The following is a 15,991-nucleotide window of genomic DNA, read 5'->3' on the forward strand; positions in this document are numbered from 1 at the left end:
TAGAGTTTAAACCCGCAAAAGCGGGTTTAATTTAATAAAGCGGAGTTGCTTCAACGATAGCAGGAGCAAAGAAAAATAATTCTTTTAATTCTATAGGCACAGAAGGATTTACAGTACAATCATCTAAGCCAAAGCGATTTTCTATAGGTACACGTGCCTCATAAAAAGTGCTCATGCATTTTACCCCACCATGCGTTAAAGATCTAATTTGCACTGCAGAACTTGTTGTGGGCATAATAGAAAAAACCGTTTGCATTTGTCCATCTTGCAAATCTTGCTTGCAAGATTTTGTCCCAAAAGTTTTTTCATCTAAAACAGCCAAACACACATCATCGCCTCTAGGATTTACAAACTGCACATAACCAAAAGGACGTTGCACTGCGTATCTGTCTTTTTCTTTTAATTTATCGCTAAGTATGATTTCTTTTAAGAACCAATTTTGCTCTTCTAGTATTTCAGAACTGTATCGAAAAGGACTTAATGAAATTCCTGTTTCTAAAGATCTTATGGCAAACATAGGTGTAAAATCTTCTAATTCGTCTAAACTAACTTCAGCTCTCAAAAAACCCAAAACCACAAAAAATAAAATACAAATTTTTTTCATTTTTATCTCCTAAGGTCTTCTAAAATTCACAGGAAAATGATCAGAAGCTAAAAAAGTCCTAAGTCCTGCTACAGCTAAAAGAGCAATGATTGGTGGTGGATTGTACAAAGAAGCTGTATTGGAATTTCCTGTGATAGCATAGTCAATGATCCTTCCACTAGTTTGAGTATTGGTATTTGGAGGAATCACACGTGTACGCGCTCTTAAATCAGGATCAAGTAAAGAAACCAAAGCTCCTGATTCTCTATTAAAATCACCTAAAATCATCCAATTAATCTCTGGTCTATTTCTAAAAAATTGATCTACAGCACTTACAATAGCTCCGCCATCATTACCTCCACTTGCTAAAGCATGTATGCTAAAAAACGCATCATTTCCTATACGAATTCCTATAATAGGTCTTGAAGCAACAGTTGGAGGTGGCAAAACAAAAACCTCATCAGCTTGCACTCTACTTACTATAGCCATATTCACACGATTTGCGCCAACATCTACTCTTGAGTAATATATAAAAACAGAATTTGGACGACTTGATGAACCCAAATTCCATTCATACTCATGAATTGGAATTCCTACTCCTACAGGTTGCACTTGTCTTGGAGTCATCACAGCAGTTGCAGGTAAAACCCCTGCTTCTTGCACAGCTAAAATATCCATAGGATTGGCACCTGTTACAAGCTGTCTTATACTAATATTCCATTTGCTTTCGGTAGAAGCTGATGAACCTTGTAAATTCCAAGTTCCACTATTGTAATTTTCCAAAGCTCCAAATAATAAATTAAAACCTAAAACCAAAAATACTATCTTTTTCAAAATACCCCTCCTTCAGCATAAGGTGATCTTGTTTGAAAAGCAGGTGCACTTATGCTCCATTGTCTGTCTAAATTTTTTTCTTTTGATTTTAAACACGGTGTTAAATATATACTATAATAGTTAAAATTGAACTCCTCCATTACATTTGCGACTGTTGTTTGTATGCATTGTTGAGTAGCATAATTTTGAATTTGATAAGCACCATTACTCATAGGAAAAAGACTCCAAAATTGTGCAAAATTACTTTGATCGCAAGGGTAATGTACTATGCCGTTTCCGTATGCATTTAGGCAAGTTAAAGTTTTTGCATTTTTAATCATAACTTTGTTGTTTGGAAATTCAATAAGCTGCCAAACTCTTGCATCACCAAAAGACTTACTGTCAAATAAATTATAACCCCATATCCAATTACCAGGATTTAACGCCCAAACAGTTAAAGCAGCACCGTTAGGATTCATAATGGTCACAAAATCACTTGCGATACCTAAATTTTCATACAAGGCATTTGAAGCAAATTGATTATCAGAAGTCAATCTTGGCAAAGGTCCTTTTATAGGATTATCCCCTTTAAAGGTGTTTGTTTTTATTAGTGGTGGCTCAAGCGGTATGGCAGGAAAACGCTTGCCTTCTATCAAAGTTGGCGTTTTTTGTTTAACTGGCAAAGTAGGATTTTTACCTATACTCAAAGGATCACTATCACTCACAGCACCTAAAGAACGCCCTAAAGGATTAAGTTGTTCTTTAGAAGAACATCCGATAAAAAATGCCATCATTACACTCAATATCATTGCAAATTTTATTTTTTGCATATTCTCTCCTTTTATAAAAAAGTATAAATATATTAGCATATTTTTACTACTTTAGTAGTAAAAGCACCATCTTTAAAATCTTTTTTTAACTTTATAAAATATTTAAAAAATGAATTGTTATAATTTTCTAAATTTCAATCATAAGGAAATATTATGGATATTGTTCAAAGATTTATAAACTATACCAAGATTAACACCACAACAAGCAGAGAAAATGGAGCTAAAGGCATCATGCCATCAAGTCCCAACCAAATGGAACTTGCAAAATTACTTGAAAAAGAACTACAAGAACTAGGTTTAAACCACATCAAAAGAAGAGAAAACACTATCACAACAGCTCTTTTACCAGCCAACACTCCAAATGCTCCCAAAATAGCCTTTTTTGCACACTTAGACACAAGTATGGAGCAAAGCAATGACACCAAAGCGCAAATCACCAAATATGAAGGCGGAGATATATGCTTAAACAAAGATTTAGATCTTTATTTAAAAGAAAGTGAATTTAAAGAGCTTAAAAACTACATAGGAGATGACATCATTCATACTGATGGTACAAGCTTGCTTGGAGCAGATGACAAAGCAGCCATTGCAGCCATCATGGATATGCTTGAGTTTTTTGTTAAAAATCCTGATATAAAACATGGTGATATTTATGCTTGCTTTCTACCTGATGAGGAGCAAGGCTTAAGAGGAGCTAAAGCCTTTGATATCAAAGAAATTGACGCTGACTTTGGTTACTGTTTAGATTGCTGCGGAATTGGTGAGTTTATTTATGAAAACTGGAATGCAGGAGATTGCGAAGTGGAATTTATAGGCAAATCCGCCCACCCTATGAGTGCTAAAGGAAAACTAGTCAATTCTTTGCTTTTAGCACATCAATTCATCTCTATGCTTCCAAAAGGGGAAGCCCCTGAATATACAGAAAATAAAGAAGGTTATTTTTGGGTTAAAGAACTCAAAGGAAATAGTGCTAAAACTACCTTAAAAATTGACGTTAGAGAGTTTGACGATGAAAAATACAAACAAAGAATGCAATTTTTGCAAGATCTAAATGATAGCTTCAAAAAACTATATGGAGAAGAAAGAATAAACATTAAATTAAATGATCGTTATAAAAATGTCTTTAATAGTCTAAAAACAACCGAGTCTTTACCTATCAAACTCGCTCTACAAGCTTATGAAAATTTAAACATCAAAACCAAAATCATTCCTATGCGAGGAGGATATGATGGGGCTGTACTTTCAGAAAAAGGCCTGCCTTGCCCAAACATCTTTACCGGAGCACATAATTTTCACTCTATTTATGAGTATTTGCCTGTTAAATCTTTAAAAGCAGCAAGTAAAGTTATACAAGAAATCATCATTCTAGCTGCTAAATCAATTTAAGCCTTAAAAGGCTTAAATTTATAATAGCACAAAAGCGATCACAACAACCGAGACAACACAACCTAAAGCAGTTCTTTTTACAATCTCTAAAGGACTTACACCTGCTATAGCTGAAACAATAATACAAGCTCCTAAAATAGGCGAAAGATATCTTCCAAGTACTGCGGACATCGCCACTGCAGTGCCAAGTTTTACTTGATCAAAACCAAGATCTTGCGCATGGATAGTCACAGCTTTGTTAAACGCCATAGCAGCAGCATCACCACTACCTGTTACCATAGCCATTAAAAACGGTATAAAAGTACCACCAAAACGCACATAATGCTGCTCATTTTTAAGCCATTCTATAATAACATCAATCACCCCACAAGCTTTCAAACCAGCAACAAAAACACTTGCAGCTATAATAATCCCTATAATCTCCGCATAAGATTTTCCCATACCGTTAAAAAATTCTTTAAAAATATTATCAGGCTTACTCATTGTTACCACCAAAGCCACGATCGCCCCCAAAAGCATAGCTTCAGCAACTCCAACTTGTTTTGTCCATGCTAAAAATTCATATTCATGCAAAGGACTTGCGCCTATGATCAATACAACCAAAGGCACCAAAGGCATTAGTGCATAAAATACATTTACTTTTTCAATATCTTCTTGATTTTTGTTGTGATTAGCTACTTCAAAAACTTGCCCTTTTTGATAATCCTTAAAAAATACCGCCATAACCATTAAAGAAACCATCACAATCACTCCTGCTGTTAACGCATTAGGGGTTTGAGTTAAAACAATCTCTTGGATATTTTTCCCTGAAATTTCTGAAATCAAAGCCGTATGTGATACACCTGGACTTAAAATTCCTCCTATAGTTCCACAAAGCACAGTTGCTGCTGCCATAGCAGGTTTTATACCCGAAGCCATTAAAAGCGGTATTAAAGTTGCACCAACCGCAGCTGCGCATCCTGCGGCTGAAGGTATAGCAATAGCAATAAAAAAAGTCACCATAAAAGCGAGTGGGATTAAGAAAAATCCTACATTTTTTAAAGGTGCTGTGAGTAGTTTCACCAAATGCTTATCACATTGAGTTACTTTCATCACGAAAGCAAAACCCATACTTGCACAAATTGCTTTAATCAAAGCAGGTTGCACCATAGCATGCGTAAAAGCACTTAATGCTTCAATAGGTTTAAAAGAAATCAAACACAAAATAAAACCAACGCTAATTAAAGCTGTTTTTGTTTCTACCTTTTTTATTAGCAAATACACAACCGCCACAACCCCAAAAACTGCAGCTAAAAGATAAAAAGTTTGCATTTTTCTCCTTTATACTTTAACGATTTGATTGGTTTTTAGATATTCCACATTAAAAGGATGGCTTAGTTTCAATACATCATGATAACCTACAATTTCTAAGCTATCATCTTGTATTTTTAAAGCAGAACCTTCTGGTATAGCATAAACAATGTCTTTTGGATTAGTCAGCAAAAACTCCTCCAAACGCTCTTCTCTACTTTCGCCATTGTGTCCGGGAATTTTTCCACTAATAAAATGCGGATTGATTTGATAAGGAAAAACTCCTAAACTATCAAAGCTTTTTGGCATGATTATAGGCATATCATTGGTTGTTTTTATGCTAAGTCCTGCGATGTTAGATCCTGCACTCCAACCTATATAACAAGCTCCATTTTGAATACGCTCTTTTAAAATTCCAAGCAAATCATTTTCATACAGTTTATGCAAAAGCATAAAACTATTGCCCCCGCCTACCAAAAAAACTTTTGCATTTAAAATCGCTTCTTTTAAATTTTCAAAATGATGTAAAGATTTGATATTGTCTTTTTTCAAACCCTCTTTTACCCTAGCTTCATAAGCATCATAAGTTCTTCTAACTCCTGCATAAGGGATAAAAAGAATTTCCTCATCAATCATAGAATTTTCTTTTAAAAAATCATCTATAAATTCTCTAGTATGGCTTAAATACGTGCTATCTTTGTAACCTGAAGCACTAAATAGTAAAAGTTTTGACATCACTATTCCTTTGATTTTATTTAAACAGTAATTTTAATATTTAAAAAATGAAAAAACAATATAGAGATAAAAATTATTGTATTACTTGTGTTAAAATTGAAACAAAAGGAAGAAAAATGAAAGAAATTTTAATAACAAACGATGATGGCTATGAAAGTGAAGGTCTAAAAAAGCTTATAAAAATGCTAAAAAAGCATTTTAAAGCTAAAATCACCATTGTAGCTCCTGCTAGCGAAAAATCAGCATGCTCGCATGCCATAACACTGACTAAACCATTAAGGTTTCATAAAGTGGGCAAGAGATTTTACAAACTCGATGATGGCACACCTGCTGATTGTATTTACCTTGCTTTGCATGCTTTATATAAAAAACGCTTGCCTGATCTTGTCATTAGTGGGATCAATAAAGGTGCCAATGTAGGCGAAGATATAACCTATTCAGGTACTTGCGCAGGAGCAATGGAAGCTGTACTTCATGGAATTCCTGCCATTGCTTTGTCTCAATTTTATCAGGATAACCAAAAAGAACTTGATTTTAAATTAGCATTAAAACTTACCAAAAAAATTGTTAAAAACATTTTCGATCATGGTTTTCCTTTAGACAAAAAAGAATTTCTAAATATCAATTTTCCTTCTAGCAAGACAGCTTTTCAAGGCATAAAAGTATGTAAAGCAGGGAAAAGAATTTATAGCTATGAAGCACACTCTAACACCAACCCAAGAGGAGTGGAGTACTACTGGCTAGCTGCTGCTAATCTTGACCATGAAAATGAAAAAAATTCAGATATAGCACTTTTAAAACAAGGTTATGCTACAATCACGCCTATAATGCTTGATCTCACAGCTTATAAGCAAATAAAAAATCTCAAAAAATGGATAAAGAATGGATAGATACACGCGTATAAAATGGCTTATTAATGAAGAAAATTTTGCTCAAATTCAAAACACTAAGGTTTTAGTTTGTGGCTTAGGTGGAGTTGGTGGAATTTGCACAGATGCACTTTTTAGAAGCGGTTTTAGTGATTTAACTTTAATCGATGCAGATAGATTTGAAACAACTAATCAAAACCGCCAACTTCATAGTGAAAACATAGGCGAAGAAAAAGCTAAGGTTTTTGAACGTATTTACAACGCCAAAGGTATAGTGAGTAAAATCGACAATGAATTTTTGCAAAGTTTTAATCTAAGCGAGTTTGATCTTATCATCGATGCAATCGATGATATACCCGCTAAAGTTGCCTTAGCTAACTTGGTTGATTTAAAAAAGCAAATTTTTATCTCATCAACTGGTGGAGCTAGAAAACTTGATCCAACACGCATTAAAACCACAAGTATCTTTAAAACACACGGTGACGCTCTAGCTAAAAAATTCCGCTATGAGCTTAGAAAGTCAGGCTTTAAAGGGGATTTTGATGTGGTATTTTCAGATGAAGAAGCTCATTGTAAAGAACTTGGTTCATTTATGGGCGTAACAGCTTCTTTTGGACTTGCTCTAGCTTCTTTAGCCTTAAGAAAAGTACTCAACAAAAAAGCTTGATTGCAAGATTTGAATTTTAAAATCAAGCTTTAATTATAAATAACACAATGGGGTTTAACAATGAAAAAAATATTTTTACTTTTTAGTCTTTTTTGCTCTTTTGTTTTGGCAAATGAAAATTTAAAAGATCTTTTTAAAGATTACAATGAAAGTGGAGTTTTTATAGCTTATGATGGTAAGAATTACTATAGCAATGATTTTAAAAAAGCAAGCAAACGCATTTTACCTGCCTCTACTTTTAAAATTTTTAACACCCTAATTGCACTAAATGAAGGCGTTGTAAAAGATACTAGTATAATTTTTTATCATTACAAGGGAGAAGAAGTTTTTCTCCCTTCTTGGAAAAATGATGCAAATTTAGCCCTAGCCATGCAAAGATCTCAAGTTCCTGCTTATAAAGAACTAGCTAGAAAAATAGGCTTAGAAAAAATGCAAAAAAACTTAAACAAACTCAATTATGGCAATCAAAAAATAAGCAAAATAGATGAATTTTGGCTTGATAATTCTTTGCAAATTAGCCCCAAAGAACAAGCTAGTTTGCTTTTTAAACTTGCCAATTTAACACTAGATTACCCTAAACATATACAAGAAGAAGTGATTAATATCATCAAGTTAAAAGAAAATGATCACTATGAACTTTTTGCAAAAACAGGTTGGGGTCTTAGACAATATGGACAAATCGTAGGTTTTATAAAAAGTAAAAAAAGTAACAAAATTTACGCTTTTGCTTTAAGTATGAATATAAGTGATTTTAACAAGCTTTATCTAAGAGAAGAAATAGTACAACTGTATCTAGATCAATTATAAAAAGGATTTTATATGATGGCTTTAAGCACTCATCTTTTTTTGGCTATTTCTTTGGTGTTGCTTTCACTTGATAAAGCTAAAATATCGTATTTATTTTTACTCTTTTCACTTTTACTAGGATATATGTTTAACATTATAAACGCAACCTTTATAATGATTAATGTATTAGTTTTTATCATAGCTATATTGTATCAGTATAAAAAATTTTTCATACTTGAATTAGCTTTATTTATTTATGCTTTGGCTTTATTTCTTCATTTTATCCCAGGCGTAAATAACATCAAAGTCTTAGATCAAGTCTATGCAAGCGCAAATAGTGCACCTTTTAATCTTTACTTTAGTATTGATAAACCCCTAGGTGTTTTTATACTTTTTTTACTTTTTCCAGTTTTATTTAAAAACACAAACTACACCAAAGCTTCAGTGTTAAAATGGGGTTTGTTATTTTTATCTCCTATTCTTTTACTATGTGTGCCTTGGTATTTGGGCGTAATCAAGCTAGAAATCAGCTTACCATCATGGATTTTGTATTTTTTATTTTCAAACCTTTTATTGGTGGCTTTAGTAGAAGAAGCTTTTTTTAGAGGTTATCTCCAACAAAGACTTACGCAGTTTATCCACCCCAACCTTGCCTTACTAATCGCAAGCATAGCTTTTGGACTAGTGCATTATAAAAGCGGTGTTTTGATGATTGTATTTGCTAGTATAGCAGGTTTGATTTATGGTTTAGCTTATAAGTATTCAAAAAGCTTATGGAGTAGTGTATTGTTTCACTATGGTTTAAATTTAATCCATTTGGTGTTTTTTACCTATCCTTTTTACCTAAAACACTAATGGTTATGTTTTTCAAGTAAAAAAAACATAGGGTGATAAGTCAAGGTATTTTGAAATTCTTTTTCATAGTTTTTTAAAAATGCCTTGCTTATGAAAAATTTATCACTCAAAGCATTTACCCCGCTTAATTTCAAATGTCTAAAAAGTTCTAAAGTATGATCAAATTTTAACTCTTTTAATTCTTCTTTTGCTTTTATGATCTTAAATTTTTTAGAAAGCTTTTGTGCAATTTGCTCTAAAGTTAAATATTCAAGTGATAATTTGGCGCTTTGTTTTATTTGAGTGAAATTTTTTTCTCCAAAAGTAGAAAAAAGCAAAATCCCATTTTGATTTAACATACTTGCAAGGTTTTCTAAAAGCTCATCTAGCTTTAACCATTGCACGCAGGCATTGGAAGCTATAAGATCAAATTTTTTCGTATAAAAATGATGATTTTTAAGTTCATTCATATCAAAAACACCAAATTCATCAAACTTACAAGGATTTTCAAAAGGATAAATATCATTTAAAAAATAATGCTTAAATTTAATACACTCTTGCAAGATCTTACTAAAATCCCCTACCCCACAGCCAAACTCAAACACCGCTTCAAAATCGCTCAAATCATTCTCAACAAGCATTTTACAAAGCTCTTTAGCCATGTCTTTTTGCACAGGTGTATTTGCGCTATAAGTGTCTTTTGCTCTTATGAAAGTTTGCAAAGTGCTTCCCAAGTGCGGTATTTAAAAAATGCAAAATGTGGTTCATCAACAAACATTGCCTTTTCTTTGAAAAAATGAAAAGCATGCTTTGGCGGAAAGATTTTATCATCTTTACTGATTATGGCTTTATCCCAAGTGAAATTTTCATTTAAGTCTTTAGTGCAAAACTCATATAAACTTAAAAGCTCCGCTTTTAAATACTCATTTTTTTCAAAGTAAAATTCATCACTTAAACTCATTCTTTTTTCAAGCAAATTTGATTTAAAATCCTCTAAAACAAACCTTTTCATCGTAAGTTTAAAAATGGCTTTTTTGATCCCAAATTCATCATCTATAGGTAAATTGGTGCCATTTATGGCTATTTTTTTATCAAATTTTATATCTTTTAAAAGTTTACTCGCCACGCAAACTCCCATAGAAAAGCCAACAAGGGTGATTTTTTCAAATTTATGAAGATCAAATTCCCAATCAAAACTCGTATAATCATACACCATTAAAACATTTACATCGCTTTTTAAATGTGCAAAATGGCTAAAATGCGAGCAAAATCCTGAAAAAAATAAAATCAACTCAGATGAATTGGCATTTTCATGTAAAAAATGAGTTTTCAAAGTACCTCCAAAACCTTTTCTAAGTCTTTTTTCACTAGTCCAGCATGCAAAGAAAAGCGAATTCTAGCTGTATTTTTAGCCACGGTTGGCTCTTTAATAGCAGGTGCGAAAATACCATTTTCTAAAAGCTTTTGCGAAATTTCACTAGCTAGTGCATTTTGCCCTAAAATAAAAGAGATGACATAAGCATCACCTAAAACTAAACCTTTACTTGCTAAAGCATTTTTAAACCAAGTGCTTAACTCTAAAAGCTCTTTTCTTTGAGTGTTAAATTCATGCAAATGCTTAAAAACATGCAAAGTCCAAGCTACATTGATAGGTGCAATGGCAGTTGAGTATATAAAAGCTCTTGCTTTGTTGATAAAAAAATCTTTTTCATCACTTATCATGCAAGCTCCCATAGAAGCTATAGCCTTGCCAAAGGTAAAAACTAAAAAATCCACTTCCTTTTCTAAGCCCAAAAATTTCACATAACCCAAACCATCATCTCCAAAACACCCTATGCTATGAGCTTCATCAATGTAAATTTTGATATTTTTAAACTCTTTTTTTAAGCTTACAAATTCTTTTATAGGTGCAAAATCCCCATCCATACTAAATAGCGCTTCACTTATGATGATGATATTTTCAAATTCTTTATAATGCTTTTGCACTAAGCTTTGTAAATGCTTTGTATCATTGTGCTTAAATCTTATAAATTTAGCCCCACCAAGCCTTAAACCATCGATGATACTTGCGTGCACTTGTTTATCTGCTAAAAATAAAGTATTTTTAATGCTTGCTAAAGCTTGCAAGCAGCTTACATTTAAAGCATAGCCATTGTTAAAATGCAAGATTTTTTTGCCTAACTTAGCTTCTAAAAAACTTTCAAATTCATCAAAAATCGCATAATTTCCACTCAAGCTTCTTGAACTTGAACTAGAAAATTCAAATTCTTTTAAATGCATTAAAAAATCTTGCTTCAATGCTTTTTCATTACTTAAATTTAAATAATCATTGCTCGCTAAATTTAGCAATTTCTGCCCATTATAAACGACATATTTTCCCTCATGTTTTAATGAGCGTAGAATTCTAAAATTATCTTGTTGTTTTAACTCATCTAAAATTTGTGCAATTTGCATACTCAACCTATTGTTACTATTTAAATATTCAATTATACAAAAAATGTTAAAAGAAGTGATTGCTATTTTTAGATAACACATAAACTTAAATGTAGTATCATTAGCAATAAAAATCAAAGAAGTAAAAATGAATTTAAAAGAACTAGACTTAAAACACATTTGGCACCCTTGCACGCAAATGAGCGATCATGAGTTTTTACCTTTAATACCTATAAAAAAAGCCAAGGGAGTGTATTTGTATGATTTTGATGAAAAATCCTACATAGACTGCATTAGCTCTTGGTGGGTAAATATCTTTGGCCATTGTAATGAATACATCAATGAAAAAATCAAAGATCAACTTCAAAGTTTAGAACATGTCTTGTTGGCTGGCTTTTCACATGAGCCTATCATAAAGCTTTCACAAAGACTTTGCAAGCTTTTACCTTTTGATAAATGCTTTTTTGCAGACAATGGTAGTTCAGCCATAGAAGTGGCTTTAAAAATGAGTTTTCAATACCACTTAAACAATGGCTCTAAAAAGGATAAATTCTTATCACTTAGCAATTCTTACCATGGAGAAACCTTAGGTGCATTAAGCGTTGGCGATGTAGCACTTTATAAAAAAACCTATGAGCCTTTACTTTTAAAAAGTATCACAACGCCTGTGCCAACAAGCAAGGACTATACAAAAGAACTTGAAATTTTAGAAAACATTTTAAAAAATCATCATCATGAAATTTGTGCTTTTATACTTGAACCTTTACTTCAATGTGCGGGCAATATGCATATGTATGAGCTTGGGTATTTAGATAAGGCAGTTAAACTTGCTAAAAGTTATGATGTGCAAGTGATATTTGATGAGATAGCCACAGGTTTTGGACGTACAGGGGAGATGTTTGCGCTTGATTATTGTTCACAAAGTATTGATTATATATGTCTTTCTAAAGCTATCACGGGTGGGTATTTACCCCTTTCAGTGGTGCTTACTAAAGATGAAATTTATGAGAAATTTTATGATAGCTATGAGAGCCAAAAGGCCTTTTTGCACTCTCACTCTTACACGGGTAATGCCCTAGCTTGTGCAGCGGCTAATGCGACTTTGGACATTTTTGAAAAAGAAAATATCATCGCAAAAAATAAAATCAAAAGTGCTTTTATAAAAACTCAATGGGAAAGTTTAAAAGAATTTGAATTTTTAGGAAATTTTAGAAATTTAGGCATGGTAAGTGCATTTGATATACAAAAAAGCAAATACCAAAGAGCAGGACTTGAAGTCTTTCAAAGAGCCTTAGAAAAAGGCTTGCTTTTAAGACCACTTGGAAATACAATCTACTTCATGCCACCATATGTTATCAATGAAGATGAGATTGCTTATGTCGTGCAGTCTTTAAGAGAGATTTTCAAGGATTTTTAAAAGCTTTTCGCACACTTTATCATCAAATTCTATGATAGGAATTTTAGCATAGTTGCTTATAAAATCCTTGCTAAAATTATCTTGGCTTTTTAAGATTAAAGCAAGGATTTTAATATCTCTTTGTTTGAGTGCTTCTATGCTTAAAAGCGTGTGATTGATACTTCCTAGATAGTCTTTTGCGACTAAAATCGTAGGGTGTTTAAACGCACTCATATAATCAATCATCGTTTTTTCATCATCAAGGGGCGAAAAAAGTCCACCAGCTAACTCGATGATGAGTTTGTCACTTTGTGGAATTTGTATATCAAAGGCTTTGTAGTTTAAATTCTCTAAAATCCTACCTTTGTGCGGGGAAGCAGGGGTTTGCAAAAACACACCTTCTTTGAAAATCTTAGTTTTTGGGCTAAATTGAGCTATTGCCTCGCTATCTTTTGGCACACCTGCTTGAATAAGCTTAAAATAATTAAAGCCTAATTCCTTACAAAGTCTAGCACTTAGATAAGTTTTGCCAACATCTGTGTCTATACCACTAATGTATATTTTCATTTTAAACTATGAGAGTATTTTTAAACCCACAGTGCAAGCAATGATGAGAGCGATCAAAAAAAGCTTTAAAAAGCTTTTACTTTCTTTGTAAAAAAGTACTCCTATGATGACCCCACCTGCTGTTCCTGCACCCGTCCATATAGAATAAGCCACGCTCATAGCAATGTTTTGCATACTAAGGCTTAAAAAACCAAATGAAAAACCAAAACACACTATCAAAGCTAAAAGATAAAGCTTGTTTTTAGTGCTTACAAGCTGTTTCATGATAATCACACCAAAAATTTCAAAAGCAGTCGCTAAGAATAAAAAAAACCATTCCATTACTTAGTTTCCTTGCTGATGATCTTAAGGCCTATAATGCTTAAAAGCAAAATGGCTATTAAAGCAAGCTTGGTAATGGAAGTTGGTTCATTAAAAATAAACATCTCATTAAGCACCACTCCAACTGTACCAATACCCACAAAAACACTATAAGCAATACTCACTTCAAGTCTCTCGCAAGCTTTTAAAAAACATGTAAAAGATATACACACCCCAATGGCTGTTAAAGCATAATGCCAAATTTCAGTTGAGTATTTTAGCCCACTTACCCAAAAACACTCAACCAAGCCACCCAAAATCACCATAAACCAACCAAAATTAGAGCTTATTTTTGTTCGTTCTATCATAATCTACCTTTTTTCAAAACTGCAAATTATAACTAAAATTACAAAACATAAGCTCTTTGGAGTTAAATTTTTTTACTTTCAACCTCTTTGAGTATAGATTGAGAGATGTTTCCAACTGCTTTGGTAGCTTCATTTGTGAAATTTGCAATTTCTACATTTTCTTTTGTCACACTTTCTAAATTGACAATTGCATCATTAATCTGTGTAATACTTTGAGTTTGTTCTTGCATTGAACTAGATACATCATTCACACTTTGCACCAAAATATTTACATTAGCTTCAATCTCTCCTAAACTTTTTTCAGTTTTTTCAGCTAAATGACGTACCTCATCAGCTACTACCGCAAAACCTCGTCCATGTTCACCCGCACGCGCAGCTTCAATAGCAGCATTTAAAGCAAGCAAATTAGTTTGATCTGCTATATCTTTAATCACATTAACAATTTATTTGATATTATCTGCTTGTGTTGCAACCTCTTTGGTTTTATCGCCTACATTTTGCATAGAGATGTTGATCTGATCTACCGCGTGAATGGATTTTTCAAGCGACTGTGACTGAGAGTGTGTCCCATCTACTAGTTTTTGCATTGATTCTTCTAATTTTACACTTTGCAAAGTTAGTTCTTTTGCAAACGTAGAAGATGAAACAAGCATTTTTTTAATCTCTTCGCCCAGCACGTTAGTAGTAACCTCTACATTACCTTTTGCGTTTTGAACCTGTGTAGAAAAATCTAACGCCTTATAGCTATCAAGCACTCGATCAAGCTCATTGATATTTGATCCTATTTTCTCTTCTAAAACATCAAGCATATCATTTAAAATATTTTTTAACTCTACAAGTTGAGGATTGATAGGATTTTTATCAATCCTTGCAGATAAATTGCCACGTTCTATTTCTTTTACTTTTTGCACACTTTCAGCAACTGCCTCTTGATCTTTGTGTAAGTTGTTTTGAGTGTTTACAATGCTTTGACTGATTTCACGCGCTATAACTGAAAATTCATCATTGCCTTTGAGACTAATTTCCATCAAATCCATTTTCTTTTTATAATTTAGACTATCAAAAAAGCTTTTTAATGTATTTTGTATAATGATGATCTTTTTTAGAAAATGATCTATCATACCACCCAAAATAGCAATAATAACGATCACAAATATCACTCCAAAAATAATCTGCGTAACAAGCAATTTATCAAAAACATCATCATAATCTTTTAAAGAATTCGCAGAACACAACATCATTTCATTGGCTGTATTTAAACACACCGCAACGCGTTGATCACCTTTTAAGGTGTATTTTATTAAATCAGTTGGTGTGTTAGGTGCTGCTTTAACTTCTTTTACAAAAGATTTAATCGCATCTGCCATTTCTGTTTCTTTATTTAAATCAATATCCCCCGAAGAATGAGCGATCAAATTTCCATTATTATTGATTAAAAAAACACTATTGCTTGGAGTTATTTTTAACCCCTCAAAAGCTTTACGCATATCATCAAGAAAAACCTCTCCTGCCAACACTCCTACAAATTTTCCATCTATTTCAAGAGGTGCAGTGATCGAAACGACCATCTTTTTTGTAACTACATCTAAAAAAGGATCAGAGATGTTTATCATTTTGGTATCTTTTGTAAGTTTATACCACGCTCTTGTTCTAGCATCAAAACCATCTTTTTCTTGATTTAAAATAAAATATTTACCTTTAGAATTCATATCTACATCAATCAAACTTCCATCTTTTTCATAACCTACATAAATAGCCGTAAAAGAATACAAGGTAAAAACATGCTCTAAAAATTTGGCAAGACCTTCCTCTCCAACATCTTTACTAGCAACAATAGCTTTTGCTATTTTATCTATGTTTTCTTTTCTTGAATTAAAATAAAGCTCGATGAAACTTTTACCATTTTTCACACTTTCTTGTTTTCCGTGAGTAATGCTTTGTAAAATATCTATTTTAGAAGAATGATAATTTATTCCTACAAAAATCCCAAATCCTATACACAAGATCAAAGCTGTAAGCATAGAAATTCTTCTTGCGATAATCGTTTTAAACATTAAAAAAACCTCCATAAAATGTAATAATTGATAAACATTGTAATGTAATTATTAAAAATTTCTTGATTTATATTAATAAA

At 32.5% G+C, this 15,991-nt stretch carries 18 protein-coding genes and 1 pseudogene; 6 read left to right on the forward strand and 13 right to left on the reverse strand.

Annotation, left to right across the window (positions count from 1 at the left end):
* Window positions 1-31 precede the first annotated feature (31 nt).
* From A0083_RS07145 to A0083_RS07155, 3 genes are read right to left on the reverse strand one after another with little or no spacing between them, the layout of a single operon-like run.
* Window positions 32-604 carry a cytolethal distending toxin subunit A gene (locus A0083_RS07145; RefSeq protein ID WP_197553072.1) on the reverse strand — a complete coding sequence of 191 codons (573 nt, stop codon included), beginning with the start codon at window positions 602-604 and terminating at the stop codon, window positions 32-34.
* A gap of 9 nt (window positions 605-613) precedes the next feature.
* Complete coding sequence (locus A0083_RS07150; RefSeq protein WP_197553074.1) at window positions 614-1,417, reverse strand: cytolethal distending toxin subunit B family protein; 804 nt, start codon at window positions 1,415-1,417, stop codon at window positions 614-616.
* The gene (locus A0083_RS07155) at window positions 1,414-2,226 is read right to left on the reverse strand and encodes a cytolethal distending toxin subunit A/C (RefSeq protein ID WP_197553076.1); all 813 of its coding nucleotides are present in this window, start codon (window positions 2,224-2,226) and stop codon (window positions 1,414-1,416) included. The genes A0083_RS07150 and A0083_RS07155 overlap by 4 nt, the downstream gene beginning before the upstream one ends.
* A gap of 153 nt (window positions 2,227-2,379) precedes the next feature.
* On the opposite strand from A0083_RS07155, the gene pepT reads away from it, so the two are divergent.
* Window positions 2,380-3,612, forward strand: a complete 1,233-nt coding sequence (pepT, locus tag A0083_RS07160; protein ID WP_197553078.1) for a peptidase T — start codon at window positions 2,380-2,382, stop codon at window positions 3,610-3,612.
* Between the two features lie 18 nt (window positions 3,613-3,630).
* Here the strand turns inward: pepT and dcuC are convergent, their stop codons facing one another.
* Entirely contained in the window at window positions 3,631-4,923 is a 1,293-nt protein-coding gene (dcuC, locus tag A0083_RS07165; RefSeq protein ID WP_197553080.1) for a C4-dicarboxylate transporter DcuC, read from the reverse strand.
* A 9-nt stretch (window positions 4,924-4,932) separates the two neighbouring features.
* Window positions 4,933-5,637, reverse strand: a complete 705-nt coding sequence (pepE, locus tag A0083_RS07170; RefSeq protein WP_197553082.1) for a dipeptidase PepE — start codon at window positions 5,635-5,637, stop codon at window positions 4,933-4,935.
* 116 nt (window positions 5,638-5,753) lie between these two features.
* Here pepE and surE point away from each other — a divergent pair, with 116 nt between their 5' ends.
* From surE to A0083_RS07190, 4 genes are read left to right on the forward strand one after another with little or no spacing between them, the layout of a single operon-like run.
* Entirely contained in the window at window positions 5,754-6,527 is a 774-nt protein-coding gene (gene surE / locus A0083_RS07175; RefSeq protein WP_120760080.1) for a 5'/3'-nucleotidase SurE, read from the forward strand.
* Window positions 6,520-7,173, forward strand: a complete 654-nt coding sequence (locus A0083_RS07180) for a dinucleotide-utilizing enzyme, molybdopterin/thiamine biosynthesis family 1 (protein WP_039664548.1) — start codon at window positions 6,520-6,522, stop codon at window positions 7,171-7,173. The genes surE and A0083_RS07180 overlap by 8 nt, the downstream gene beginning before the upstream one ends.
* 60 nt (window positions 7,174-7,233) lie before the next feature.
* Window positions 7,234-7,980, forward strand: coding sequence for an OXA-493 family class D beta-lactamase (blaOXA, locus tag A0083_RS07185; RefSeq protein ID WP_197553084.1), 747 nt, complete (start codon window positions 7,234-7,236; stop codon window positions 7,978-7,980).
* Window positions 7,981-7,995: 15 nt separating this feature from the next.
* Entirely contained in the window at window positions 7,996-8,814 is an 819-nt protein-coding gene (locus A0083_RS07190) for a CPBP family intramembrane glutamic endopeptidase (RefSeq protein WP_197554661.1), read from the forward strand.
* Here A0083_RS07190 and A0083_RS07195 read toward each other — a convergent pair.
* From A0083_RS07195 to A0083_RS07205, 3 genes are read right to left on the reverse strand one after another with little or no spacing between them, the layout of a single operon-like run.
* Window positions 8,811-9,515, reverse strand: a complete 705-nt coding sequence (locus A0083_RS07195; RefSeq protein WP_197553086.1) for a methyltransferase domain-containing protein — start codon at window positions 9,513-9,515, stop codon at window positions 8,811-8,813. The two genes, A0083_RS07190 and A0083_RS07195, sit on opposite strands and share 4 nt — an antisense overlap.
* Entirely contained in the window at window positions 9,500-10,126 is a 627-nt protein-coding gene (locus A0083_RS07200) for a pimeloyl-ACP methyl esterase BioG family protein (RefSeq protein WP_197553088.1), read from the reverse strand. The genes A0083_RS07195 and A0083_RS07200 overlap by 16 nt, the downstream gene beginning before the upstream one ends.
* A complete protein-coding gene (locus A0083_RS07205; protein ID WP_197553090.1) occupies window positions 10,123-11,247 on the reverse strand; it encodes an aminotransferase class I/II-fold pyridoxal phosphate-dependent enzyme in 1,125 nt (374 codons plus the stop codon). The genes A0083_RS07200 and A0083_RS07205 overlap by 4 nt, the downstream gene beginning before the upstream one ends.
* Before the next feature lie 127 nt (window positions 11,248-11,374).
* Here A0083_RS07205 and A0083_RS07210 point away from each other — a divergent pair, with 127 nt between their 5' ends.
* Window positions 11,375-12,643 carry an adenosylmethionine--8-amino-7-oxononanoate transaminase gene (locus tag A0083_RS07210; protein WP_197553092.1) on the forward strand — a complete coding sequence of 423 codons (1,269 nt, stop codon included), beginning with the start codon at window positions 11,375-11,377 and terminating at the stop codon, window positions 12,641-12,643.
* Here the strand turns inward: A0083_RS07210 and bioD are convergent.
* The 5 genes and pseudogenes from bioD to A0083_RS08345 all read right to left on the reverse strand — a co-directional run bounded on the left by bioD (window position 12,617) and on the right by A0083_RS08345 (window position 15,911).
* Window positions 12,617-13,189, reverse strand: a complete 573-nt coding sequence (bioD, locus tag A0083_RS07215) for a dethiobiotin synthase (protein WP_197553094.1) — start codon at window positions 13,187-13,189, stop codon at window positions 12,617-12,619. The genes A0083_RS07210 and bioD overlap by 27 nt on opposite strands.
* A gap of 6 nt (window positions 13,190-13,195) precedes the next feature.
* The gene (locus A0083_RS07220) at window positions 13,196-13,510 is read right to left on the reverse strand and encodes a DMT family transporter (protein WP_120760094.1); all 315 of its coding nucleotides are present in this window, start codon (window positions 13,508-13,510) and stop codon (window positions 13,196-13,198) included.
* On the reverse strand, window positions 13,510-13,857 hold the full coding sequence (locus A0083_RS07225) for a DMT family transporter (protein ID WP_120760096.1): 348 nt from the start codon (window positions 13,855-13,857) through the stop codon (window positions 13,510-13,512). The genes A0083_RS07220 and A0083_RS07225 overlap by 1 nt, the downstream gene beginning before the upstream one ends.
* A gap of 62 nt (window positions 13,858-13,919) precedes the next feature.
* A pseudogene (locus tag A0083_RS08340) lies at window positions 13,920-14,300 on the reverse strand (methyl-accepting chemotaxis protein); the annotation flags it as partial.
* A complete protein-coding gene (locus A0083_RS08345; protein WP_442861582.1) occupies window positions 14,301-15,911 on the reverse strand; it encodes a cache domain-containing protein in 1,611 nt (536 codons plus the stop codon).
* Window positions 15,912-15,991: the final 80 nt, after the last annotated feature.

This window comes from Campylobacter sp. 2014D-0216 (assembly GCF_014931215.1).
GTDB lineage: Bacteria > Campylobacterota > Campylobacteria > Campylobacterales > Campylobacteraceae > Campylobacter_D.